Source organism: Stenotrophomonas maltophilia group sp. RY12688, from assembly GCF_052149045.1.
GTDB lineage: Bacteria > Pseudomonadota > Gammaproteobacteria > Xanthomonadales > Xanthomonadaceae > Stenotrophomonas > Stenotrophomonas sepilia.
In genome coordinates this window covers 3,075,052-3,097,667 of the sequence record NZ_CP197389.1, presented here as the reverse complement: position 1 = coordinate 3,097,667, position 22,616 = coordinate 3,075,052, and the positions used below count along the sequence as shown (strand labels likewise).

Below are 22,616 nucleotides of genomic sequence, written 5' to 3'. Positions count from 1 at the left end.
TGGCAAGTCATGCGGCACAATCGGGCCGCATACCTCTTGCCGCCAGGATGGACCGGATGAGTGGACCAAGCTTCAGCAGCGACGCGCCCTACGAAACCCATGTGGTGTTGAACCAGCCGCCACCGTTCGCGGGGCGCCAGTTGTGGACTGACGACGTGGCGCTGATGGAAGCCGTGCAACGCGAAGGCGCTGGCGGCTTCGCGCCACGCCTGGCGGTCTATGGCGCGCTGGCCGGCGACGAGCTGTACCGGCTCGGCTTCGATGCCAACCGCGATCGCCCACGCCTGCGCACGCATGATGCGCAGGGTCATCGCATCGATACGGTGGAGTTCCACCCGGCCTATCACCAGTTGATGGAGACGGCGAAATCGCACGGTGTCGCCGGCTTGTCCTGGCATGAACCGCAACCCGGCGCGCATGTCGCGCGTGCGGTGTTGAGCTACCTGCACCACCAGGCCGAGGCCGGCACCAGTTGCCCGTTGACGATGACCCATGCAGCAGTAGCGGTGCTGCACACGCAGCCGCATCTGGCCGAGTGGGCACGCAAGGCCGCAGCGCCGGTCTATGACGCGCGCGACGTGCCGGTGGCTGACAAGGCCGGCATCACCCTGGGCATGGGCATGACCGAGAAGCAGGGCGGCTCGGATGTGCGCTCCAACAGCACGCGCGCCGAACCGATCGATGGTGAGCGCTATCGCCTTGTCGGCCACAAGTGGTTCTTTTCCGCACCGATGTGCGATGGCTTCCTGGTGCTGGCGCAGGCGCCGGGAGGACTGACCTGCCTGCTGATGCCGCGCCGGCTGGCCGACGGTGACCGCAACGCATTCCGGTTGATGCGGTTGAAGGACAAGCTTGGCGACTGGGCCAATGCCTCCAGCGAAGTCGAGTTCTGCGGCGCGCAGGCATGGCGGGTGGGCGAGGAGGGGCGTGGCGTGGCCACCATCATCGGCATGGTGATGATGACCCGCCTGGATTGCATGCTGGGCGCAGCGGCGGAAATGCGCATGGCGTTGGCGCAGGCGTTGCACCACGCACGCCATCGCCGCACCTTCGGCAAGCTGCTGGTCGAGCACCCGTTGATGACCAATGTGCTGGCCGACCTGGCACTGGAATCGGAAGCGGCCACGGTACTTTCGATGCGCATCGCACGCGCGGTGGATCGCGCCGCCGTGGATGCCAACGAAGCTGCGCTGGCACGGGTGGGAACGGCGCTGGGCAAGTACTGGCTGTGCAAGCGCGCGCCGGCCTTCGTCAACGAAGCGCAGGAATGCCTCGGCGGCGCAGGCTATGTGGAGGAATCGATGCTGCCGCGGCTGTACCGGCAGGCGCCGTTGAATTCGATCTGGGAAGGCAGTGGCAACATCCAGTGCCTGGACGTACTGCGCGCGCTGGCACGTGAACCGGAGGCACTGGCGGCGCTGCGCGCCGAGCTGGCAGCGGTGGCCGATCGTGATGCGCGCTACGCAGCGGCATTGCAGCGTTGGGCAGCGGCACCGGCACCGGATGAGTCGCAGGCGAGGCTTTTCTGCGAGCGCACTGCGCTGCTGTTGCAGGCAGCGTTGATGTTGCGGGCGGGCAGTCCAATGGCTGAAGCGTTCGTGCGCAGCCGGCTGGAAGGGGAGCATGGGCTGGTGTTCGGGACGCTGCCGGCGGGTGTGGATCTGTCGGCAATGCTGGCGCGCGCGCTGCCTTAGGGGCGGCCAACGGCGATGGCGCTTACGCCCCTGCGCAACCTACCCGCGCGTCCTTGGACACTTTCCGTACGCGTCCAGCACGGAATCAACAGAAAGAGCAGAGAGCGAAAAGCAGAAAAGCCGCGGCAGTGCCGCGGCTTTTCCTGTAGCGCCGAGACGATGCCCGGCTGCCGGTAGGCCTTAGTGCTTGGCTTCTTCCTTGGCGGCGTTGGCCTTGGCGTCATTGGCGACATCACGGGCCTTGTCAGCAACCTTCTGTGCGGCGTCCGCAGTGGCGTCGCTGGCATGTGCAGCGGCGTCGGTGGCCGCAACCTTGGCCTTGTCTGCGGCGTTTGCGGTGGCGTCTGCGGCCTTGTCCAGTGCCTGCTGGGTATCGGCGGCGGCCTGCTCGGAAGCGGCAGCGGTCTTGTCGGCAGCGTTGCGGGTGGCTTCGGCGGCCCTGTCCACGGCGTCACGGGCGGCAGCGCCGGCGCTGTCGGCGGCCTGCTGCGCGTCCTGCTTGGCCTGTTCGGCTTCCGGACCCTTGCAGGCGGCCAGGGCCAGCAGCAGGGAGGCGGCCAGCAGCGTGGTGGTGATCGGGCGAATCTTCATGGCGGTCTCCGGTACTGCAATGGATGGGGACGCCAGCCTATTCATGCCGTTGTGAAGACGGGGTCGCGATCCGAGGCGCGCGCAGGCAGCAGGCCAAAGAAAAAGCCGCTGGCGAACCAGCGGCTTTTCCAGAACAGCCTGAAGAAAGAAGTTATTACTTCTTGGCTTCTTCAGCAGCGTCCTTGGCCTGCTCAGCGGTAGCTTCGGCAGCCTTGGCAGCGTCCTTGGCTTCGCCAGCAGCAGCGTCGGTCGCGGCAGCAGCGGTGTTGGCAGCAGCGTCGGTCGCAGCGTCAGCAGCGGTGGCGGCGGTGTTGGCAGCCTGCTGGGCAGCGTCGGCGGTCTGGGCGCCGGCAGCGGCGGCCTGGTCGGCAGCAGCCTGGGCTTCGGTGGCGGCTTCGTTGGCCGAAGCAGCGGCGTCCTGGGCAGCTTCCTGCTTCGAGCAGGCGGCCAGGGCCAGAGCCAGGGACATCGCGACCAGCAGCTTGTTGATGCTCATTGTGTAAATCCTCGTCGTTAGAATTAGGCAACGCGCATGCTGCGCGCCGACAACATGATGACAAGCCAAGATTGGGTGTCAAGCGATCCCGCATTCATTTTTGCGAAATCGTCGTTAAATCTTTTTAAATCAATTCGATGGCGATGGCTGTTGCTTCACCGCCACCGATGCACAGGGTGGCAATGCCGCGCTTGCCACCGCGCGTGCGCAGGGCGTTGACCAAGGTCACCACCAGGCGTGCACCGGAGGCACCGATGGGATGGCCCAGTGCGCAGGCCCCGCCATTCACGTTGAGCTTGTCGTGCGGGATGCCCAGTTCACGCATCGGTGCCATCGCCACCACGGCGAAGGCCTCATTGATTTCGAACAGGTCGATCTGGTCCAGCGACCATCCGGTCTTGGCCAGCAGTGTGTGGATCGCGCCGATCGGGGCGGTGGTGAACCATTCTGGTTCCTGCGAATGGGTGGCGTGGCCGACGATGCGCGCCAGCGGGGTAATGCCACGTGCGTTGGCGTCTTCCTCGGTCAGCAGTACCACTGCGGCGGCGCCGTCGGAGATGCTGGAGGAGCTGGCGGCGGTGACGCTGCCGTCCTTCTTGAAGGCCGGGCGCAGGGTCGGGATCTTGGCGATGTCGGAGCGGCCGGGTTGCTCGTCGGTGGCGACCTCGACCTCACCCTTGCGGGTGGCGACCTTCACCGCGACGATCTCGTCGGCGAATGCCCCATTGGCCTGTGCGGCCTGTGCGCGCTTGACCGATTCGATCGCGTAGGCGTCCTGTTCCTCGCGGCTGAACTGGTACTTGTCCACGGCGCATTCGGCGAATTCACCCATGGCCTTGCCGTCGTAGGCGTTGACCAGGCCGTCGTGGGCCATGTGGTCGATCGCCTGGAAGTTGCCGAAGCGGTTGCCGGTACGCGAGTTGGGCAGCAGGTGCGGGGCGTTGGACATCGATTCCATGCCACCGGCGATCACGATGCTGGCCGAACCGGCCTTGATCAGGTCATGGCCGAGCATGATGGTCTTCATGCCCGAGCCGCACACCTTGTTGAGGGTGGTGGCACCGGTCGACAGCGGAATGCCGGCGGCGATCGCCGCCTGGCGGGCGGGCGCCTGGCCGAGGTTGGCCGGCAGCACGCAGCCCATGAGGACTTCAGAGACGTCGCTGGCCGGCACGCCCGATTGTTCCAGGGCGGCCGCGATGGCGGCCGCGCCGAGGGTCGGGGTCGGCACGCCGTTGAACTGGCCGAGGAAGGAGCCGATGGCGGTGCGCTTGGCGGCGGCGATGACGATGTTGGACATGGCAATCTCGTTGATGCGTAAGCAATGTTCGGAAAGGAGACCGAGGACGTTGGAAGCGCCGCGATTTCCCGGCAGACTGCGTGGGGGTCGACCCAAGTATAGAGGGTCGGGGAGGGCCGCCGCTGGGCGGCACCGCATGCCTGCCGGGATGTAGGCAGGCCAACGTTCATGGGAAGGAATCGATGGAACGCACGATGATGGTGAGGTCGGCGCTGGCGTCGGCGCTGGCGATGGCATTGACGGCATGTGGTGGCGGCGGAGGCGGCGGCAATGTCCGCATCGATCCACCCCCGACCACCCCGACGCCCCCGACCACGCCCCCGCCGACCACACCGCCTCCGGCCAAGCCGCAGGAGCCGGCCTTCGACGCGCACCTGTCCGTGACCAATGCGCGTGCCGCACAGGCCGCCGGCCTGACCGGGCAGGGGGTGCGCATCGGCATCGTCGATTCGGGCGTGCAGCGCAACGCAGTGGCGCTGAACGGGCGCGTGGTCGCCAACCTCAACTACATCGACCCCGCCCGCAACAACCTGCAGGTGGACGACGTGGTGGGCCACGGCACGGCGGTGGCCAGCCTGGCCGCGGGTGCTTCGGTGGGATCCTGGCCGGGCGGCATCGCCCCCGGCGCACAGATCGTTTCGGCGCGGATCATCGCCGACAAGCCGCCCGTCGATGACGGCAGCGGCAAGGGCAATTCCTTCAGCGGCCCATTGGGCGTGGCGCAGGTCCACCAGGACCTGATCAGCTACAACGTGAAGGTGATGAACAATTCGTGGGGCGGCCTGTACTGGACCGACCTGCCGACCACCGCGCAGGTGGCGGCCGAGTACCGGCCGTTCGTCATCAACCATGGCGGCCTGGTGGTGTTCGCGGCCGGCAACGATGCGCGTCCCGAGCCGAGCAGCCTGGCCGCGCTGCCCAGCCAGCTGGGCGTTGCCGGCTCGCTGCCGGCGGCCGATCTGGAGCGCGGCTGGCTGGTGGCCACTGCGGTGGATCCGTATGCACCGGGCACGCTGGCCAGCTACGCCAATGCCTGCGGCCAGGCCGCGCGCTACTGCCTGGCGGCGCCGGGCAGCGCGGTCTATCCCGATGCCAACGGCGGCAGCTATTACTGGAACTACGGCACGTCCTTCGCCGCCCCGCTGATTTCCGGCGCCGCCGCCCTGGTCTGGCAGCGCTACCCGTACTTCGACAACGACCTGGTGCGGCAGACCCTGCTGGGCACCGCCAAGGACATCGGTGCGCCCGGCGTGGATGCGGTGTTCGGCTACGGCCTGCTCGACATCTCGCGGGCGATCAAGGGGCCGGAGCGCTTCGACTGGGGCGATGTGGTGGCCAATGTCGATGCGCCATCGAGTGGCTCGCTGTGGAGCAATGACATCGTCGGCAGCGGTGGCTTGGTCAAGCAGGGCGGGGGAACCCTGGTGCTGGGGGGCAACAACAGCTACAGCGGTGCCACCCGCATCGAGCGCGGCATCCTGTCACTGCAGAACGGCAGCGTGATCCGCTCCAACGTGACGATCCTGGCGCAGCCCGATCCGGATTCGACCGGCCTGCAGTTCAATGGCGGTACGCCGCGCGTGATCGGCAATGTGGTCAACGGCAGCAGCGTGTTCCTGACCACCGGCAACACCACCGGCACCATCGAGGGCAACTACACCCAGCAGGCCGGCGCGCAGCTGATGATCGCGCTCGGTGCCAATGCGCTGCAGGTCACCGGCAACGCCACGATCAACGGGGGCGTGCGCGTGCACGGCTTCGTCTCCGGCTATGTGCCGCAGAACGGCAGCCGCCAGGACCTGATCCACGCCGCCGCCGGCCTCAGCGGCACCTTCGGCAGCCCGGCCACCTCCAGCGGCCTGCAGGGCCTGTCGCTGCTGCAGAGCAGCTATGGATATGACAGCAACAACGCTTGGTTGAACCTGACCCAGGTCAGCGTCACGGCGGCCGCGACCGGGCTCACGGCCTCGGCGCAGTCGGCTGCGCAGCGCGTGGACAGTGCGTTCAGCGTGCTTGATGGCGATACGACGCTGCAGGGCTCGGCCTTCGGTACGGCCGCCGGTGCGCTGCAGTGGACCGGCGGTGGCAGCAAAGGCCTCGAGGCCAGTTTGCAGAGCCTGTCCGGACAGGCGCATGCGCGGGCCGAGTCGGCCACCTTCGACAGCATCGACATGTCACGCCGCGCGATCGCCGAGCGCTTTGATCGCGTGCAGGCGGCGCCGCGCCTGCGCGGGGCCTGGCAGAGCGCGCTCGGCGAAGCCGGGCAGGGCAGTTTCGCCGGCAATGCCGCCGACAGCCGCGGTTGGATGGCCGGCCAGGACCTGCCACTGGGCAGCAATGGGCTGATGGGCGTGGCCTTTGGCGAAACCCGCAGCAATGGTGGCAGCAGCGTCGGTGGTGATCGTGGGCGTGATCGCCAGGCGCAGGCGCAGCTGTATGCCGGCTGGAACCTGGGCCGGGGCTATGCGCTGGCGCAGGTCGGCAGCGGCCAGTTCACCCGGGCGCTGGATCGCCAGTTGCTGCTGGGCGCCGGCGCCTACGGTGTCTCTGCACGTTACGGCGGACGTTTCAGCAGTGCCAGTGTCGAAGGCGGCTATCGTTTCGGCCGCGCGGGTGCGTCGTTCACACCCTACGTGGGCGCCAGCAGCACGCGCGTGGATACCGATGCCTTCAACGAACTGGGCGGGTTCGGCTTCGGCCTGCGTGGCGATGCCAACCGCGTACAGCGCAGCCAGATGCTGGCCGGTATCCGCGGCGAACGTGGCTGGGGGCGCTGGACCCTGCGCGGGCATGCCGAATGGCAGCAGCGGCTCGATGGTGCCGATGCGGACTGGCAGGCCAGTTTCGTCGGCGTTGATGCATGGGCGCCACTTGCGGGCTGGAACGCGCCGCGCGGCAGTGCGCTGTTCGGCGTGGCGCTGGAGTCGTGGTGGGGCCGCAACGGCCGCCTGAGCCTGGGCTTCGACCAACGCGTCGGCGGCGAAGGCGCGCGCCAGGCGGCGTTGCGCTACAGCACCGGGTTCTGAACGGGCGGTCGCGCCGGGTCGAAAGGCCCGGCGCGACATCGGCAGGCTCAGCCTCCGCGCAGGTTGCCCAGGCGCGGGGTGCTGCGACCCAGCGGCATCTTCAGCTTGCCGATCGACAGGATACGGCTTTCGGCGATGCGGTCGGCTGCCCGCTGCGGCGCGATGTTCTCGCGTTGCGACAGTTCGAAGATGCGGGTGAGGTTGTGGTAGATGCTGCGGATCAGGCGCATCGCGCGTTCGCGGTTGTAGCCATCGATCTCCAGCGACACGTTCATCACGCCGCCCGCGTTGACCGCGTAGTCAGGTGCATACAGGATGCCGCGCGCATGCAGTTCATCGCCGATTTCCAGGCTCGACAGCTGGTTGTTGGCGGTACCGCAGATGATCTTCGCCTTGATCCGCGGCAGGGTGTCGGCGTTGATCGCGCCTTCCAGCGCGCACGGTGCGAACACATCGGCGTTCACTTCGTGGATCTCGTCGGGCTTGACCGCTTCGGCGCCGAAATCGCTGACCGCGCGATCAACCAGCGCGCTGTCCAGGTCGGTGACATACAGTTTGGCGCCGCGATCGCGCAGCAGCTTGACCAGCTCCATGCCGATGTGGCCCAGGCCCTGCACTGCGATGCTGGTCTTGCCCACTTCCTCATGGCCGAACTTGAAGCGCATCGCCGCCATCAGCGCCTGCAGCGCACCGTAGGCGGTGAACGGGGCCGGATCGCCGGATCCGCCATGGACCTGGTGCACGCCGGTCACGAACTGGCTCTCCAGGTAGATGTTCTCCATGTCGTTGACGTCGGTACCGACGTCCTCGGCGGTGATGTAGCGCCCTCCCAGCGAGTCGACATAACGGCCGAAGGCGCGGAACAGTACTTCAGTCTTGTCCACTTTCGGGTCGCCGATGATCACCGCCTTGCCACCACCGACGTTGAGGCCGGCCAGCGCATTCTTGTAGGTCATCGTCCGGCTCAGCCGCAGCACGTCGGCCAGCGCCTCGTCGGTGCTGGCATACGGACGCATGCGCACGCCACCCAGGGCCGGGCCCAGGGTGGTGTTGTGGATGGCGATGATCGCCTGCAGGCCGGCATCGTGGTTGTGGCAGAACACCACTTGTTCGTGGCCGGTGGTGGCGAGGGTTTCGAATAGCATGGCGTCTCCGATGGCGCGAACAGCGGCGAACTGCAGCGAACGGCCAGTGAACGGTAGGGTCCCAAAACAAAAAAAGCGACGTCGTCATGGCTGGGGGACGGGTCGCGCGGCGCCATTCTAGTCCATTCCCCCGGCCGGTGCCGTCGACATCGCATGCCTTGCAGTTAAAGAAGATGAAAATGCGGCCGATGCTGCGACGACGGCGGGTGGCCGGATTCGCGTGAAGAGGCAGGCGGTCAGTGACGGCAAGGGCACCACAACGACAGGGCAGGCGGCGATGACAGCGGCCTGGTGGCGATCGCTGCGCGGCTGGCTGGCGCGTTCGACCGGGGCGGCACCGTCGCGGCTGGTTGCTGCGTCCCGCCAGGCGGTGGCCGCCGCAGCGGCGAGCCTGCAGGGCGAGGCGCTGCCCCCGGCCGAGATCGCTGCACATCTGCACCGTGGCCTGCATGCCCTGGCCCTGTACCCGCGTCTGGCCGGTGAATCCACGCCGGTGCAGGCCGCAGCGCTGGGCGAGGCGGTGGCGCGCGCGCTGCAGGACCGCAACTGGGCGGCCAGGCAGCTGCCCCGCCGGCCGCAACTGCTGCCGCAGCTGATCCAAACCGTCAACGACGATGCCGCCTCAGCGCGGGTGATGGCCGCGATCATCGGCCAGGACCCGGTACTGACCGGCAACCTGCTGCGCATCGCCAACAGCCCGGCCTACAAGGTGCATGAGCGCCCGGTCGAAAGCCTGCAGCGGGCGGTGACACTGGTGGGTACCGAAGGCGTGCGGCAGATCATCAGCGCGGTACTGGTGCAGCCGGTGATGCAGGTGCAGTGCGAAGTGTTCCCGCAGTTCAGCGCGATCATCTGGGAGCACGCGCTGCTGGCCTCGCGCGCGGCCGCCGATCACGCACGTACGGTCACCTTGGGTGATGCCTTCGCTGCGCAGTGGCTGGGCCTGGTGCAGGGACTGGGCGCGTCACTGGTAATGCGCCAGCTGCTGCAGGAAGCGCAGGCCCGCGGCGAGGCCGTGGAGCCGGCGTTGGCCCTGCAGCTGCTGCAGCAGTGGTCGTTACCGTTGGCGCAGCGGGTCGCCGCCGCATGGGAGCTGCCTGAGCCGGTTCACCAGGCCCTGGCCGTGGATGCAGAAGGGGCGCTGGCCGACAGCCTGCGCCTGGCCAGCGCCGCCGCAGCGGCCAGCCTGTTGTGCCGCCATGGGCATGCCAGCCAGAGCCGCATGCTGGCGCTGCTGGAGCAGCTGCCTTCAGCGCCGCCGCATGCTTTGCGCTGGATCTGGCGGCGCCTGCATGGGCGCAGCGTGGAAACGCTGGATGAGGCCGGACAGGACCAGGCCGGCCCGGCGGCCTGAGTACTACAGCTGCGATTCGACCGGCAGCCAGCTGATGGCCCGTGCGGTCCAGCGCTTGCCCAGGCTCGCGCCGGGTTCGGCCTCCACCCAGTGCGGTGGCGGTTCACGCTCCAGCCAGCGTAGCCGGCCTCGGTCGTCCAGCGCCAGCCACCAGCTGTGCCTGGGGTCCGCCAGGCGCAGGTACTCATCGCGCAGCTGCGCCCCCAGCACCGGGTCGTCGAACAGTACGCCCATTTCGGTGTTGAGGTAGGCCGAGCGAGGGTCGAGGTTGAACGAGCCGACGAAGCCGCGGCGGTCGTCGACCACGAACGCCTTGGTGTGCAGGCTCGCGCCGCTGCTGCCGAACATGCCGGCATCGCCGGACTGCCCCTGCGCCTTCAGTTCGTACAGGTGGACGCCCGCTTCGAGCAACGGCACGCGGTAGCTCATGTAGCCGCCGTGCACGGCGGCGACGTCGTTGGCAGCCAGTGAGTTGGTCACCACGCCGACCTGCACGCCCCGCCCGGCCATGGCCGAAAAGCCATCCAGGCCTTCGTTGCCTGGCACGAAGTAGGGTGAGATCAACAACGTTTTGTGCCGGGCGGCCTGCAGCTCGCTGATCAGGGTCGACACCAGCCAGGCAGCGCGATCATCCCTGCGATGCTTCATCGGCGGGTCCGAGACGATGCGCACTGCACTGCTCCAGTGCAATGGCTCGGGACTCGGGCGTTGCCGCTGGCGCGATTCGGCCACGCGCGCAAGGTAGGGCCGGGCCACGTCCCGCTGCGCCTCATGATCCGATTCGCGCACCAGCAGGCGCAGCTGTGCATCGGTATGGAAGGCAAGCGCGGATACCGGAATGGCGGCCTCGCTGTTCCAGTAGTCGTCGAAGATCCGGTTGGCCTGCTCCACGGCAGGGCCGGCGACCAGCAGGTCCAGATCCTGGAAGTTCACATCGGTGCGCGCGCTGAAGTACTCCTCGCCGATGTTGCGGCCGCCGACGATCGCGACGCGGCCATCGGCGATCCAGCTCTTGTTGTGCATGCGGTGGTTCACGCTGAAGAAGCGTTGCACCATCTCCACCACGCGCAGGATGCCGGTCCGGTTGCGGAACGGGTTGTAGAGACGGATTTCAATGTTGGGGTGCCGGTCCAGCGCCATCATCAGCGCGTCCTTGTCCTTGGCGTTCATGTCATCGAGCAGGATGCGCACGCGCACACCGCGCTCGGCGGCGTCATGCAGCGCCTTGGCCATCAGGTGGCCGATCAGGTCGTCGTGCCAGATGTAGTACTGCAGGTCCAGGCTGCGGCCAGCGTGCGCGGTGATCATCGCGCGCGCGGCGAAGGCATCCATGCCATCACTGAGGAACGCTACGCCTGATTGCCCGGGATGCGCGTCCTGCAGCGGCACGATCTGCTGGTCGATGCGGGTCTGCGCCGGCTGCAATGGCAGTACATGCGAGGGCACGCCCTGTGCCTGTGGCGTGAGATGGTCGGCCAGCAGCAGCCCGGACAGGACCAGCAGCAACAGCGCGGCGAGGATGATTGCAGCGACGCGCAACAGGCGTCGCCACAGGGGCATGGGCAGGCTCATGCCTCGATGGTAGATCCACGCCCTGCGTGAAGGAATGCCTGCAGGATCGATAGGGCGTCAGCGCCCTTGCCTTCGGCAAGGGATCCGACCCCGCGGGCGTCACGGATGGGGGGCGGACCCGTTTCTGCAGGAAAGGGCCCTGACCCGCAGGCCTCAGAACCGCTCGTCGCTGCCCAGGTAACGCCACTGCGCCGGCGGCAGCGGCCCCAATGCCACGCGGCCGATGCGCAGTCGGCGCACGGCCAGCACCTGCAGCCCGGCGGCGGTCACCGACACGCGCAGCCCCTTGGCGGTCAGCCCCTTGCCGGCAAAGCGCAGGCGCTGCTCGCTTTGCCAGCTGACCTTCGCGCCGCCGGATTCCTGCTGCAGCCGCGCCAGCAGCCACGGTCCTCGCTCGGGGCCGCCTTCGGCCACTTCGATCAGGTATTCCTGTTCGGTGCGGCCCAGATTGCGCTGTAGATGGGCCAGCGTGGCCGGATCCTGGCTGACCACCACCAGGCCGCTGTCGCTGGCCGGAAGTGCAGCGGCCAGCTGCAGGCCGTGGAAATGGCGCTGCAACGGACGGATGTCGCTGGCATCAAGTTCGCTGCGGCTGTCACTGCTGACCAGCGCACACAGGGTCTCAGCAGCAACGCCGGCCGGCTTGTGCAGCAGCATGCTGACCCGCTCGGCCTTTTCATCACTGGCCTGCTCGGCCACGACGATCACCACGCTGTCATCGACCGGGCGCTGCGGCTGTTCCACCACTTCGCCGTCGACCGTTACCCAGCCGCCTTCGATATAGCGCCGCGCTTCGCCGCGGGGGATGCCGAGCAGGGCGGACAGGCGTTTGTCGAGACGGATCGGTTCCATGGCGGGCAGGTCGGGCAGGGGGCGCGCAGTGTAGCTGCTGCGGCCGGTCAGCGCTGGCTGCGGTTGGCCAGCTCGGTCAGGTAGAGACGGGTATCGAACTCCAGCTGCAGGTAATCCGGTTCCATGTGCTGGCACAGCTGGTAGAAGGCCTTGTTGTGGTCGGCTTCCTTCAGGTGGGCCAGCTCATGCACCACGATCATGCGCAGGAACGCCGCTGGCGCCTGGCGGAATACCGTAGCGATGCGGATCTCGCGGCTGGCCTTGAGGCGGCTGCCGTGCACGCGGGAAATGGCGGTATGCGTACCCAGCGCGTGCTTGATCACTTCCAGGGTGTTGTCGTAGCAGACCTTGTTGAGCGGCACCGACTTGCGCAGGTAGCGATCTTTCAGCGCCTGGGTGTAGTCGTACAGCTGGCGGTCGCTGCGCACCTCGTGCGGGTCGGGATAGCGCTGCTGCAGCCAGGGGCCGAGCTTGCCCTGCGCCAGCAGTTCGCTGACCTGGGCGACCAGGGGTTCGGGGTAGCCGGTGAGGTACTTCAGGACTGCCATGCAGGGGCGGCGGGGCGTCGGTAGAATGGAAGCATCCAAGATTACACGCGGTATGTACCAACCATGGCAAAGCCCAACGCGCTGCAGGAACAATTGCTCAAGGCCGGTCTGGCCAAGAAGTCGCAGGCCAGCGCCGCCGCGCGGGAGCAGGCCAAGGCCCGCCAAGGCAAGGCCGAATCGGCCTCGGCCGAGGTCCAGCGTGAGGCTGAACGTGCCCGTGCCGAGAAGGTCGAGCGCGACCGTGCGCTGGCCGCCGAGCGCAATGCCCAGGCCAGGCAGGCGGAACAGAAGGCACAGGCGAAGCAGATCATCGCGGCCCATGCAGTACCCCACAAGGGCGATGACGAGTATCGCTTCAGCGATGGCGCGGCGATCCGCACCCTGCTGATCGACCCCAAGCTGCGCAAGGCGCTGTCGGTGGGCGTGCTGGTCATCGTCGCCAATGGCGAGGGTTACGCCCTGCTGCCGCGCGCCGCCGCCGAGAAGGTGCGCGAGCGGGCTCCGGAGGCGATCATCGTCGACCACGGCCAGCCGGGCTCGACTGCCGAGATCTCCACCGGCAACGCCGAGGACGACGCCTACTACGCCCAGTTCCAGGTGCCGGACGACCTGATCTGGTAGGCAAAAAGGGGACGGAGGGGATTAAGTCGCGATCGCCCCGATTGGATCCGTTGGCGTTCTGCTCAGCTTGCTGAAGGCGCACCGGGCACGGCTCGGCGCAACACTGGCCTGCTCATTTGTGCGCGGGTGTATCGTCCCCATATCAGGCGACACACCTGCGGAGGAAGACCATGGCCACCGGTTGGGCGGGAGATGGCGCGGTCCAGGACCAGATCGACGCCACCGTCGACGATGCGATCGCCCGCGCGCGCCGCCAGCTGCGGCAGGGCCCGGGCCTCGAGCACTGTGAGGAATGTGAAGCGCCGATTCCGTTGGCGCGACGTCGTGCTGTGCCGGGAGTTCGCCTGTGCGTGGCGTGCCAGCAGGCGCATGACGAAGAAGAGCAGGCGCATGCCGGTTACAACCGGCGTGGCAGCAAGGACAGCCAGCTGAGGTAAGGGGTGCTCGGCAGGGCTGCGCCCTGCACCTGCTTGGAGCAACGGCAACGGCAACGGCAAAAGCGTGCTATCCGTGGGATGGCGGGGTGGGTCCGATTGAGGGGGACGCTGCAAGTACGTCCATGTAAGCTCGTTCGCCGCATCCATGCGGCTCACGCCCCCTCAACCGGACCCACCCCGCCTTCGACAGATTTCCGCGATCTGTTGGAACCTGCTGCTGATGGTGGGTGCCGACCGTTGGTCGGCACGGGGTCGGATCCAATTCTGACTATCGATATCTGACAGATGTGCCGACCAACGGTCGGCACCCACCAACAGCGCGCGGAATCTGTCAGAGGTGGGGCGGTGTGGGTGGGCAGGACCGTTGGCGCCATGGATGGCGCCATCGAGCCCCCATGGATGGGTTTACGGCGTGTCCTGACCACCCACACCGCCCCGCCATCCCACGGAATGCCGCTCTTGATCTTGCTTCGGCTTCGGCCTCTGCAGGTGCAGGGCGCAGCCCTGCCGAAAACCCCACCCTCAGCCGTCGCCCTGGATGCCGCCGGGGGCCTGCGCCGGGTCGCGCCAGCGGCGCACCGTGCGCTGGAAAAACAGGTTGTTCGGCAGCTGCAGCACCGTACCCTCATGGCCGTCGCCGGTTTCCTGCAGCGTGGTGTAGATCAGGTTCACGTCGATCACCCGCCCCTTCAGTCCCGGCTTCTCGCCGTTCTCCAGCACTTCGATGTAGTCATGCAGGCGGAACGGGCGAGTGGTGAAGATCAGCAACGTGCAGAAGATGTTGGAGAGCACGCTCCAGGCCGCGAAGAAGGCCACTGCGCCCACGGCCGCGAAGCCGGTGAACGCGGTCCACAGCACTGAAGGCTTCGCGCCGAGCAGGCTGAGGATATACAGCAGGGCGCTGAAATAGACCACGAAACTGGTGATCCGGCGCGCGCCCATCACCATTTCAGGTGGCAGCGTGTAGTGCTCGGCAAAGCGCCGGATCAGGCGACGGGCCAGTACCCGAAGCAGCCAGGCGACCAGCAGCACCAGCACGATCTGCAGGGCCACGCCCGCGTAGTTCAGCCATGGGTGGCTCCAGGCCGGCAGGTGATCCTTCAGCGACAACATCATGGGGGCGAAAACAGGTGGTGGGAACGGCCTCGATGTTACCCGGCGCGTGCCGGGGTTTCGACCATCGGCGACCACGCCAGGCAGACCAGCTCCTGTCGATGCTGCTGCAGGCAGGCGCGGCCGTTGTCGGGGCACAACCGCAAGGACAGGCCCGATGCCTGCAGCACGACGCAAGCGACGATTACCAGCAGGGCGGCGCAGGACGAGCTGGACATGGCGGAACTCCCTGGAGGTGTTTTCTCGAATGACCTTCCATGGATGCAGCCATTGTCGAAAAGGTTGCATGGCCTTGATCGGCGATCGGCTCTAAACCTTTTTCCGGGTCGCCGCATCCAAGCGATATGCTCGACACCACCATGCCAGCGCCGCCTGCCGCCCACGCCCCTGTCGACGAACCCGCCCTGGTGCGGGCGGCCGCCGCCGGTGACACTGCGGCCTACGAACTGCTGTACCGGCGCCATGCGCCGCGCGTGTTCGCCGTACTGTGGCGCCTGTGCGGGGGCCAGCAGGCGCGTGCCGAGGATGCCCTGCAGGAAGCGTTCCTGCAGGCATGGAAGGCGCTGCCGGGGTTCCGGTTCGAAAGCAGCCTGTCGACCTGGTTGCACCGGTTGGGCGTCAACGCTGCACTGATGGAACTGCGCGGGCGCGCCGCCGGGCAGGACCACGACAGTCTGGAGGAGGTCGACGGCGGCCTGCAGGAGCTGGCGGTGCACGACCGTTGTGCCGGTACCGAGCGCGACCTGGAGCGCGCACTCGCGACGCTGCCTCCGAGGGCGCGTGCGGTACTGGTACTGCACGACATCGAAGGCTGGAAGCACCAGGAAATCGCCGAGCAGCTGCAGATGGCCGTCGGCAGTTCAAAGGCACAGCTGCATCGTGCGCGCGGCCTGCTGCGCGCACGGCTGGGAGACATGACATGAGTACACACGAACACGATTCCGATCACGATCTGCTGGCCCGGCTGCGCGCGTTGCCCAGCGAGCGAGATGTTCCCGCCGATGGCTGGGCGCGCCTGTCGGCGCAGCTGCCGCCGCGCGAGCCGCAGGCGGCGCCTGTGCCGGCCGACAACGTGGTGGCGCTGCCAGCGCGTTCGCGGCGCCGCTGGTGGTTGCCGGCCGGCGCTGTCCTGGCGGCCAGCCTGGCGCTGTACGCGGTGGCGCCATGGCGCCACGTGCAGCCGGATGCGCCGGTGCCGTCTACCCTGCAGTTGCAGGCTGCGGCGATGACCGAGCAGTACCGGGAGGCGGTGGCCTCGCTGCCCGCAGGCCGGGCACCGGAATGGCAGCCGGCCCTGCACGAACTGGATGAAAGCGCGGCACAGATCCAGGCCGCGCTGGCGCAGGATCCACGTGCGCCTCACCTGCTTGGCCAGCTCAAGCGCACCTATGCGCTGCGGCTGGAACTGACCCGGCAGGCGGCCTATGCCGCCGAGTCCGGCCTGACGACCTGAGGAGACCCCGATGACACGAACCCTGATGACCTGCTGCGGCGCGCTGCTGCTGCTGCCCGCAGTGGCCCTGGCTGACACCCGGATCGACGAGCGCCACAACCTGGCCGCCGGCGGCCGCATCGAACTGAGCAACGTGGCCGGCAAAGTGACCGTGCGTGGCTGGGACCGCAACGACGTGCAGCTCACCGGTACGCTCAGCGATGGCCTCCAGCTGCGCCAGGAGAAGAGTGCCAACCGCGTACGCTGGGAAATCGAGTATCCGCGTCGCAACAACAACGGTGGCGCAACGCTGGTGCTGAACGTGCCGCGTTCGGTGGAACTGCTGCTGAGCACGGTCAGTGCCAACCAGGACATCAGCGGCATCGATGTGCGTCGCCTGCAGGCCGACACGGTCAGCGGCAGCCTGAGCGCCTCCGGTCGCAGCGGCGACAGCAGGCTCAATACGGTCAGTGGCGGTGTCAGCGCGCGCCTGCAGACTCCGAAGCTGGATGTGAATACGGTCAGCGGCCGGATCGAAGCCGGTGGCGGCGTGTCCGGTGACATCGGTGCACAGACGGTATCCGGCCGGGTCGAGGTCGATGCCGGGCGGGTGCAGCGGTTGGCGGTGGAAACCGTATCGGGCAGCATCGATCTGTCGGCGGCCGGGCTGGCGCCGGGGGGCCGGATCAATGTCGAATCGGTGAGTGCGTCGGTCAACCTGCGCCTGCCACGCTCGGTTTCGGCGCAGCTGTCGGTGAACAGCTTCAGCGGGTCGATCAACAGCGATGCCGGGCAGGTGGAGCGGCCGCGCTACGGCCCCGGCAGCCATCTTGATACGCGGCTGGGCAGCGGCGACGGTGATATCCGCATCCAGTCGCATTCGGGCAGTGTTCGGGTAAGCCTGGATCGCTGAGCGCGATCCGGCAGGCCGCGGCGGCAGCGCCGCCGCGGTCGGTACTGGGTCAGCTGGCTTTCTTCAGCGCCCAGGTGGTGCCGAGGACTTCGATCTTGCCACCGGCCTTGCGGAACGCTGCCAGGTCCGAAGCGATCGAATCGCTGCTGACCACGGTGCTGGCGGCCGCGCCCTTGCGTTCGCTGCGGATGCTGTTGCTGGCCTTCGCGGGGGTCTTTGCCTTGCGGGGCATGGTTGCTCCTGTCAGGTGGAAGGGGAGGAAAGCGCCCAGGCGTCGGCCTGGCGCAGGTAGTCCTGCCGCTCACGGCGGCAGTCACTGCCGCCCATCGAGAACTGGCGGCAGATCGCCGGGCGCTGCGAATAGATCGTGCAGCGCAGGTGATAGGGATCGATCGCCGCACACCAGCCTTCCTCGTTGCGCGCCATCACGGCACGGCCGTGGGTGTCGCGTGACAGGAACTGGCCGGGCACGTGGTCGCCGGGCTGCAGCAACACGGGCAGCCGGCAACAGACCGCGTCACAACGGCGGCAGTCGATGGGTGCATGTGCTGCGTCAGGTTGTAAGGCCTCAGGGGCCTGGCGGGTGCCCAAAGCGGGTCTCGATGGCGGCTCCGGTGGTACGCGGACCATGAACGAGCCAGGAAGGCATGGCCGCTAGGCCCGCAGGGCGGGCCAGGCTGCACCGTGGACACACACCGGCGTGGCCGGTGGAAGGTGCAGCAGGGTTCTAGCCGACCAAGAGTAACTTAGATCGCGTAACGTTTTGTTAATCCTGGCTTGCTGCCGCCAAAGCAAGGCCCTGGACCACGCCCAGCGAGGGCTCGCCGTGGACCATGCGGGCGCCCGGGAAGGCCTCCGCAACGGCCTGGCGCAGATACCCGGCGCGGGACATGCCGCCGGTCAGGAACACCGCGTCCGGGTCGCCGCCGATGTCGCTGCGGACCTGGGCCAGCAGCTCCCGGAGCTGCTCCAGATAACCATGCGCGGCTGCGGCCAGGCCGTCGGCGCTGCTGTCGGCATGCAGGTCGCGGGCGATGTAGTCCAGCGTGCTGCGATGTTCGCTGGCGGCGCTGAGGGCGATCTTGGCGCGCTCGACGTCGCGGTACAGGCGGGCGGTATTGCCGGTGTCCTGCAGGGCCTGCAGGCGCGCGCCCCACGGATTGTCGACATGGTCATACTTGTGCTGGCGGAAGTCGCGCTGGCGGGTCATGTCCTGCACGGTGGCCGCTTCCACATAGTGGTGGGCGGGCACGCGGGTGATGCCGCGGCCGAACAGCGGCATGTAGCTGGACAGGCTCAGCGCCAGGTCGATGTCGGTACCGCCGCGGGCGATGCCCCAGGCGCGGTGGATGCGCGGGGCGTCGTCGCCGCCGACTTCGGCGTGGGCGATATCGGTGGTACCGCCGCCGATGTCGACGATCACGGCCTGGTGCCGTTCGCGGCTTTCTGCGTGATAGTGCATGGCCGCCGCGGCCGGTTCCTCGAGGAAATCGATCTGGTCGAAACCGGCCTGGCTGGCGGCTTCGCGCAGGATGTCCAGCGCCTGGTCATTGCCGGCCGCACCGATCGAGCTGCGGAACTGCACCGGACGGCCAAGCAGGGCCGCTCTCAGCGGCTGGCCGAGCTGGGCGCTGGCGGTCAGGCGGATGTGTTCGAGGATGTGCGCGGCGATGCCGGTGATGGTCTGCTTGGCGCGCGGGTGCAGGTTGTAGCCGAGCATCGATTTCGGGCTCTGCACCAGGTTGCCTTCGTGTTCCTCGAAATAGGCTTCCAGCGCTTCGTCTCCGTAGACCGCATTCTGCAGCAGGTCGCTGGCACTGCGTTCCTTGCCGGCACGGGCTTCCATCCATTCCCGGCGCAGCGCGCGCAGGGCTTCGCGGCGCAGCGCCTGCGGCGTGCGTTGCTGGCCGGCGGCGCGCGCCGCACGCGCAGCGCTGTCGATCATCTGCTGCAGCTGGTGCTCCTGGCCGTCATCGAGCTGGAAGTCATCCGGGTCGGGCACCACGCCGGGGAAGTACACGCTGCTACGGAACTGCTCGGCGTCGCCGAAGCGGATCGGCAGCAGTTTTCCTTCATGCACGATGGCGGCGGCGGAGTTGCTGGTACCGAAGTCGATGCCGAGGCGCATGGGGAGTTCCGGGGGCGATCAGGGGCCGCGCACTCTGCTGCAGTTCGCCGCTGACTGCAAGGTCCCGCGGTTTCCTGTTCCGGGCCGGGTCAAGGAGGTCGCGGCGTACTGCCCGGAAAATGCCGGGGGAGCCGGGCGGTTACAATGGCAGCTGTTGATTCACTTTGAGGTACTTGCTGATGTCTTCTGTCCCTGCCTGCCCGCAGTGCACCCTGGAAAACACCTACGCCGATGGCGCGCTGTGGATCTGCGCCGACTGCGGCTTCGAATGGACCGCCGAGGAAAGTGCCGGTTCGACCCTGGTCGTGCGTGACAGCAACGGCAATACCCTGCAGGCCGGTGACACCGTCACCGTGATCAAGGACCTGAGGGTGAAGGGCTCCTCGATCCCGCTCAAGCAGGGCACCGTGATCCGCAACATCCGTTTGGTGGAGGACGATGCCGAGCACATCGAAGGCAATTCGGACAAGATCAAGGGCCTGGTCCTGAAGACCTGCTTCCTCAAGAAGGCCTGACCGGCCTTCAGCGCCGGGCCTGCTGCTGTGCGCGCCAGCGGGCCAGGCTGTCCAGCTTGGCCTGGTAGCGCGCCTGCTGCGGCGCCCCGCCCAGTTCCTGTGCACGCAGCAGCTCACGATCGGCGTGCTTGAGCTGGCCCGCCAGGAAATAGACCCGCGCCAGACCGAAGTGGAACTGGTGCGCGGTGTCGTACAGGCGCACGGCCTGCCGGTAATAGCGGATCGCCTGCTGCAGTTGCCCGGCGCGTTCGGCCTCGGCACCGAGCATGTACTGCGCGAATGGGTCTTCGCGCTGCACCGATTGCAACCGCTGCTCCAGCGCCTGGGCCTGCGCAATCATGCCGAGCTTGCGGTAGAGGGCGCTGGCGTTGGTGAGTGCAGCATCCTGGCGGCCGTCCAGTCGCAGCGCCCTTTCCAGAGCCCGGCGTGCAGCGGCGGTATCGCCCGTGCGGTTTTCCAGCACGCCCAGGTTGTTCCAGGTGGCAGCGAAGCTGCCGTCCTGCGCCAGCGCGGTATCGAAGAAGGTACGTGCGCCTGCCAGGTCGCCGCTGGCCATGCGTTCGGCACCGCGATTGTTGTAGAAGTGCGCCAACGCCCGCGCCTGGCTGATCGGCAGCGGCCCGCGGCGGTCGTACAGCACATTGCGATCCAGATCGACGGTGGCGAAGCGGCCGGCAAAGCCGACCCCGGCATTGACGTGGCCTACGCTGTAGACCAGGCCCTGGGCCTGGTCCTGGTACCACGACACCACCTGGCCAACTTCCTGCACGCGCGCCTGGATGCCGGCTTCGCGTGCCAGTGCGACGAACATCAGGGTGAAGGCCAGGCAGTTGGCGCGTCGCTGCTGCCAGATTTCGCTGACAGTAAGGGTCGCGTCGGCGTCGTACTGCAGGTCCATGCCATGGCGGTCGAAGATCATCTCCACCAGCGCCTGCAGGCGCTGCTCGCGCGAATAGCTGCGACGGGTCACCTGGGTGTGCAGCATATCGAGCATGGCCGGTGGAATCGCGAACACCTGATGCGGTGTTGGAATCGTCGGCGCGGTGGTGCTGGCAGCGACCGCAGGGGCTTCGCTCGCGTCAGGGTTCAGTGCGATCGCGGAGGGTGCCGCCAGTGCGGCCAATGCGAGCAGAACGGATCGGGCGGCAGGACGGTACATGACGGCTCCCGGCAGCGGCGGGCGCTCCCGCCTGAGGCGAGTGTAGACCTGTGCGCGCACCCCTGCAGTGACCGCTGGTCGGTCCGCGCGTTCATCCACAGCCGGTGTGGACCAGCGCTCGACAAAGCTGTGGACAACCGCGTTGGGGCCCCGTGCGGAGAGCGTTGTGAGGGTGTGGTGAAAAAATGGCCGGCTTGCCCGCTACCGGCGCAGGCGGGATGATCCGGTCATGGACTTCTCCCCGCTGACGCTCGCTCCGGCGCAGTGGCAGGCGCTGCAGGACAGCTATGCAACGCCACCACGTGCCTACCATCACTTCGGCCACGTGCGTGCGGTGCTGCAGCACTGCCAGGAGGTTGCCGACGGTCCAGGCTGGCAGCAGCCGGCCGAGGTCTACCTGGCCGCGCTCTACCACGATGCGATCTATGTGGCGGGGCGAAAGGACAACGAAGCGCGTTCGGCGCAGCTGGCCCTGCAGGCGATCGCACAGGCGCCGGAACTTGCCACGGTCGACGCGGCCCGGGTCGAGCAGCTGATTCTGCTGACTGCCCGCCATGGCGAGCTCGCCCCGGACGATGTCGATGCCGAGGCCGCGTTGTTCCTGGACTGCGACATGGCGATCCTGGCCGCGCCGGAGCCGGTGTTCAGCGCCTATGACCGCGGCGTGGCCGAAGAGTACAAGGGCGTGGTGCCAGGCTTCCTGTATCGCGCCGGCCGCCGCCGTTTCCTGCAGGGCCTGCTGCGTGCACCGCGCATCTTCCTCAGCGAATTCTTCCACCAGCGCCTCGACTCTGCCGCGCGCGACAACCTGCGCCGGCAGCTGGGCCGCTGAACCAGCCCGGTACACTGGGGCCCGTTTCCACCGATTGCCGCTTCCAACCGTGTCCGTCCCTGATCCCGATCCCCGTCCGCTGCCGCCGGAAGAGCCCGGTCCGAACGAATGTTGCGGCAGCGGTTGCCCGCTATGTGTGCTGGACCTGTATGCCGACGAGCTGCAGCGCTATCGCAAGGCGTTGGCCGAATGGCTGGCGCGGCACCCGGAGGCGTCCACATGAGCCGCGCGCGCCCAGCGGCACTGCTGGCGCTGGCGGCGCTGCTGCTGTTCGTGGCCACCGCGCTGTGGACCCAGTTCGCACGCACCGATCTGGACTGGGTGCGGGCCACGCTCAGCCTCTATCTGCACGGGCCGTGGGGGCTGGCATTGCGCGCGGCCTACTGCCTGCTGGCATTGGCGATCGCCCTGCTCGGCATCAGCCTCTACCGGGGCAGCGTCGGCCCGCGGCGCAGCGCGGCGGCGCCGCTGCTGTTCACTGTCTCGGCACTGGGCCTGGCCACGGTCGCCATCGGTGACAGCTGGCTGCCGGAAGCGACGCCGCTGCTGGCACCGTTCATCCACGGGCTGGCGGCCAACACGGCGTTCCTGTGTGCCAGCGTCGGCATGCTGCTGCAGGCCTGGTACCTGCGCCGCGAACCGGGTTGGCAGTCCGCCGCGAGCCTGCTCTGGGGCTGGGCCTGGCTGGCGTTCGTACTGTTGTGGCTGCATGTGTTGTGGCGCGCCGGTCCGCCGCGCGGGCTGGGCCAGAAGGTCGTGATCGTGGTGATCGTAGGCTGGCTGCTGTACCTGGCGCTGGCACTGTACCGGCGCAGTCGGCGTACCACGGCCGACTGAATCGCCAACGGCCTGCACCGGTACGTGCCGTGCACGCGGTGGCGGCGTATC

General features: G+C 67.7%; 25 protein-coding genes. 12 read left to right on the top strand and 13 right to left on the bottom strand.

From position 1 onward, the window contains the following. Positions 1 to 56: 56 nt before the first annotated feature. Entirely contained in the window at positions 57 to 1,694 is a 1,638-nt protein-coding gene (locus tag ACS0OT_RS14580; RefSeq protein WP_164093632.1) for an acyl-CoA dehydrogenase family protein, read from the top strand. Positions 1,695 to 1,874: 180 nt separating this feature from the next. Here ACS0OT_RS14580 and ACS0OT_RS14575 read toward each other — a convergent pair whose 3' ends face one another. The 3 genes from ACS0OT_RS14575 to ACS0OT_RS14565 all read right to left on the bottom strand — a co-directional run bounded on the left by ACS0OT_RS14575 (position 1,875) and on the right by ACS0OT_RS14565 (position 4,081). Further along, positions 1,875 to 2,285, bottom strand: coding sequence for a hypothetical protein (locus ACS0OT_RS14575; protein ID WP_005418205.1), 411 nt, complete (start codon positions 2,283 to 2,285; stop codon positions 1,875 to 1,877). Between the two features lie 154 nt (positions 2,286 to 2,439). Further along, the gene (locus ACS0OT_RS14570) at positions 2,440 to 2,781 is read right to left on the bottom strand and encodes a hypothetical protein (RefSeq protein WP_005418203.1); all 342 of its coding nucleotides are present in this window, start codon (positions 2,779 to 2,781) and stop codon (positions 2,440 to 2,442) included. A gap of 124 nt (positions 2,782 to 2,905) precedes the next feature. Next, a complete protein-coding gene (locus ACS0OT_RS14565; RefSeq protein ID WP_164093631.1) occupies positions 2,906 to 4,081 on the bottom strand; it encodes a thiolase family protein in 1,176 nt (391 codons plus the stop codon). A 182-nt stretch (positions 4,082 to 4,263) separates the two neighbouring features. On the opposite strand from ACS0OT_RS14565, the gene ACS0OT_RS14560 reads away from it, so the two are divergent. After that, positions 4,264 to 7,107 carry a S8 family serine peptidase gene (locus ACS0OT_RS14560; RefSeq protein WP_442255875.1) on the top strand — a complete coding sequence of 948 codons (2,844 nt, stop codon included), beginning with the start codon at positions 4,264 to 4,266 and terminating at the stop codon, positions 7,105 to 7,107. A 47-nt stretch (positions 7,108 to 7,154) separates the two neighbouring features. Here the strand turns inward: ACS0OT_RS14560 and ACS0OT_RS14555 are convergent, their stop codons facing one another. Then, on the bottom strand, positions 7,155 to 8,252 hold the full coding sequence (locus tag ACS0OT_RS14555; RefSeq protein WP_004153019.1) for a Glu/Leu/Phe/Val dehydrogenase dimerization domain-containing protein: 1,098 nt from the start codon (positions 8,250 to 8,252) through the stop codon (positions 7,155 to 7,157). A gap of 277 nt (positions 8,253 to 8,529) precedes the next feature. Here ACS0OT_RS14555 and ACS0OT_RS14550 point away from each other — a divergent pair, with 277 nt between their 5' ends. After that, complete coding sequence (locus ACS0OT_RS14550; protein ID WP_329846192.1) at positions 8,530 to 9,606, top strand: HDOD domain-containing protein; 1,077 nt, start codon at positions 8,530 to 8,532, stop codon at positions 9,604 to 9,606. Positions 9,607 to 9,609: 3 nt separating this feature from the next. On the opposite strand, the gene ACS0OT_RS14545 is transcribed toward ACS0OT_RS14550, so the two are convergent. The 3 genes from ACS0OT_RS14545 to ACS0OT_RS14535 form a co-directional block, all read right to left on the bottom strand. After that, positions 9,610 to 11,166 (bottom strand): phospholipase D family protein, encoded by a 1,557-nt coding sequence (locus tag ACS0OT_RS14545; RefSeq protein WP_442255874.1) that lies wholly within the window; start codon positions 11,164 to 11,166, stop codon positions 9,610 to 9,612. 165 nt (positions 11,167 to 11,331) lie between these two features. Then, the gene (locus tag ACS0OT_RS14540) at positions 11,332 to 12,030 is read right to left on the bottom strand and encodes an RNA pseudouridine synthase (protein ID WP_065185471.1); all 699 of its coding nucleotides are present in this window, start codon (positions 12,028 to 12,030) and stop codon (positions 11,332 to 11,334) included. Positions 12,031 to 12,077: 47 nt separating this feature from the next. Beyond that, positions 12,078 to 12,578, bottom strand: a complete 501-nt coding sequence (locus ACS0OT_RS14535) for a M48 metallopeptidase family protein (protein ID WP_053499398.1) — start codon at positions 12,576 to 12,578, stop codon at positions 12,078 to 12,080. Positions 12,579 to 12,641: 63 nt separating this feature from the next. Here ACS0OT_RS14535 and ACS0OT_RS14530 point away from each other — a divergent pair, with 63 nt between their 5' ends. Both ACS0OT_RS14530 and ACS0OT_RS14525 read left to right on the top strand, forming a co-directional pair. Then, positions 12,642 to 13,199: a DUF2058 domain-containing protein gene (locus tag ACS0OT_RS14530; protein ID WP_005418186.1), complete on the top strand. Its 558-nt coding sequence runs from the start codon at positions 12,642 to 12,644 to the stop codon at positions 13,197 to 13,199. A 170-nt stretch (positions 13,200 to 13,369) separates the two neighbouring features. Next, a complete protein-coding gene (locus ACS0OT_RS14525) occupies positions 13,370 to 13,636 on the top strand; it encodes a DksA/TraR family C4-type zinc finger protein (protein WP_005418184.1) in 267 nt (88 codons plus the stop codon). 522 nt (positions 13,637 to 14,158) lie between these two features. Here the strand turns inward: ACS0OT_RS14525 and ACS0OT_RS14520 are convergent. Together ACS0OT_RS14520 and ACS0OT_RS14515 are read right to left on the bottom strand one after the other, a co-directional pair. Then, positions 14,159 to 14,752, bottom strand: a complete 594-nt coding sequence (locus tag ACS0OT_RS14520) for a mechanosensitive ion channel family protein (protein ID WP_005418176.1) — start codon at positions 14,750 to 14,752, stop codon at positions 14,159 to 14,161. 35 nt (positions 14,753 to 14,787) lie between these two features. Next, positions 14,788 to 14,967, bottom strand: a complete 180-nt coding sequence (locus tag ACS0OT_RS14515; RefSeq protein WP_005418175.1) for a hypothetical protein — start codon at positions 14,965 to 14,967, stop codon at positions 14,788 to 14,790. Positions 14,968 to 15,093: 126 nt separating this feature from the next. On the opposite strand from ACS0OT_RS14515, the gene ACS0OT_RS14510 reads away from it, so the two are divergent. Genes ACS0OT_RS14510 through ACS0OT_RS14500 form a run of 3 tightly spaced genes read left to right on the top strand, consistent with a single transcriptional unit; the run spans position 15,094 to position 17,094 of the window. Further along, on the top strand, positions 15,094 to 15,672 hold the full coding sequence (locus ACS0OT_RS14510) for an RNA polymerase sigma factor (RefSeq protein ID WP_005418173.1): 579 nt from the start codon (positions 15,094 to 15,096) through the stop codon (positions 15,670 to 15,672). Continuing rightward, positions 15,669 to 16,202, top strand: a complete 534-nt coding sequence (locus tag ACS0OT_RS14505; RefSeq protein WP_139727469.1) for a hypothetical protein — start codon at positions 15,669 to 15,671, stop codon at positions 16,200 to 16,202. Before ACS0OT_RS14510 ends, ACS0OT_RS14505 begins: the two co-directional genes overlap by 4 nt. 10 nt (positions 16,203 to 16,212) lie before the next feature. Then, complete coding sequence (locus ACS0OT_RS14500; RefSeq protein WP_235646271.1) at positions 16,213 to 17,094, top strand: DUF4097 family beta strand repeat-containing protein; 882 nt, start codon at positions 16,213 to 16,215, stop codon at positions 17,092 to 17,094. A 49-nt stretch (positions 17,095 to 17,143) separates the two neighbouring features. On the opposite strand, the gene ACS0OT_RS14495 is transcribed toward ACS0OT_RS14500, so the two are convergent. The 3 genes from ACS0OT_RS14495 to ACS0OT_RS14485 all read right to left on the bottom strand — a co-directional run bounded on the left by ACS0OT_RS14495 (position 17,144) and on the right by ACS0OT_RS14485 (position 19,222). Beyond that, positions 17,144 to 17,326 carry a hypothetical protein gene (locus ACS0OT_RS14495; RefSeq protein ID WP_005410566.1) on the bottom strand — a complete coding sequence of 61 codons (183 nt, stop codon included), beginning with the start codon at positions 17,324 to 17,326 and terminating at the stop codon, positions 17,144 to 17,146. A gap of 11 nt (positions 17,327 to 17,337) precedes the next feature. Further along, a complete protein-coding gene (locus ACS0OT_RS14490) occupies positions 17,338 to 17,631 on the bottom strand; it encodes a YkgJ family cysteine cluster protein (protein ID WP_080104338.1) in 294 nt (97 codons plus the stop codon). 229 nt (positions 17,632 to 17,860) lie between these two features. Next, positions 17,861 to 19,222: an Hsp70 family protein gene (locus ACS0OT_RS14485; RefSeq protein ID WP_442255873.1), complete on the bottom strand. Its 1,362-nt coding sequence runs from the start codon at positions 19,220 to 19,222 to the stop codon at positions 17,861 to 17,863. Positions 19,223 to 19,401: 179 nt separating this feature from the next. Here ACS0OT_RS14485 and ACS0OT_RS14480 point away from each other — a divergent pair, with 179 nt between their 5' ends. Then, a complete protein-coding gene (locus ACS0OT_RS14480; protein WP_442255872.1) occupies positions 19,402 to 19,737 on the top strand; it encodes a zinc ribbon domain-containing protein YjdM in 336 nt (111 codons plus the stop codon). Between the two features lie 7 nt (positions 19,738 to 19,744). Here ACS0OT_RS14480 and ACS0OT_RS14475 read toward each other — a convergent pair whose 3' ends face one another. Next, positions 19,745 to 20,896: a transglutaminase-like domain-containing protein gene (locus tag ACS0OT_RS14475; RefSeq protein ID WP_139727467.1), complete on the bottom strand. Its 1,152-nt coding sequence runs from the start codon at positions 20,894 to 20,896 to the stop codon at positions 19,745 to 19,747. 229 nt (positions 20,897 to 21,125) lie between these two features. Here ACS0OT_RS14475 and ACS0OT_RS14470 point away from each other — a divergent pair, with 229 nt between their 5' ends. From ACS0OT_RS14470 to ACS0OT_RS14460, 3 genes are read left to right on the top strand one after another with little or no spacing between them, the layout of a single operon-like run. Continuing rightward, on the top strand, positions 21,126 to 21,728 hold the full coding sequence (locus tag ACS0OT_RS14470; RefSeq protein ID WP_065179250.1) for an HD domain-containing protein: 603 nt from the start codon (positions 21,126 to 21,128) through the stop codon (positions 21,726 to 21,728). Positions 21,729 to 21,777: 49 nt separating this feature from the next. After that, positions 21,778 to 21,951: an oxidoreductase-like domain-containing protein gene (locus ACS0OT_RS14465; RefSeq protein ID WP_049415754.1), complete on the top strand. Its 174-nt coding sequence runs from the start codon at positions 21,778 to 21,780 to the stop codon at positions 21,949 to 21,951. Further along, on the top strand, positions 21,948 to 22,565 hold the full coding sequence (locus ACS0OT_RS14460) for a DUF998 domain-containing protein (protein ID WP_005418159.1): 618 nt from the start codon (positions 21,948 to 21,950) through the stop codon (positions 22,563 to 22,565). Before ACS0OT_RS14465 ends, ACS0OT_RS14460 begins: the two co-directional genes overlap by 4 nt. The last annotated feature ends 51 nt before the right edge of the window (positions 22,566 to 22,616 follow it).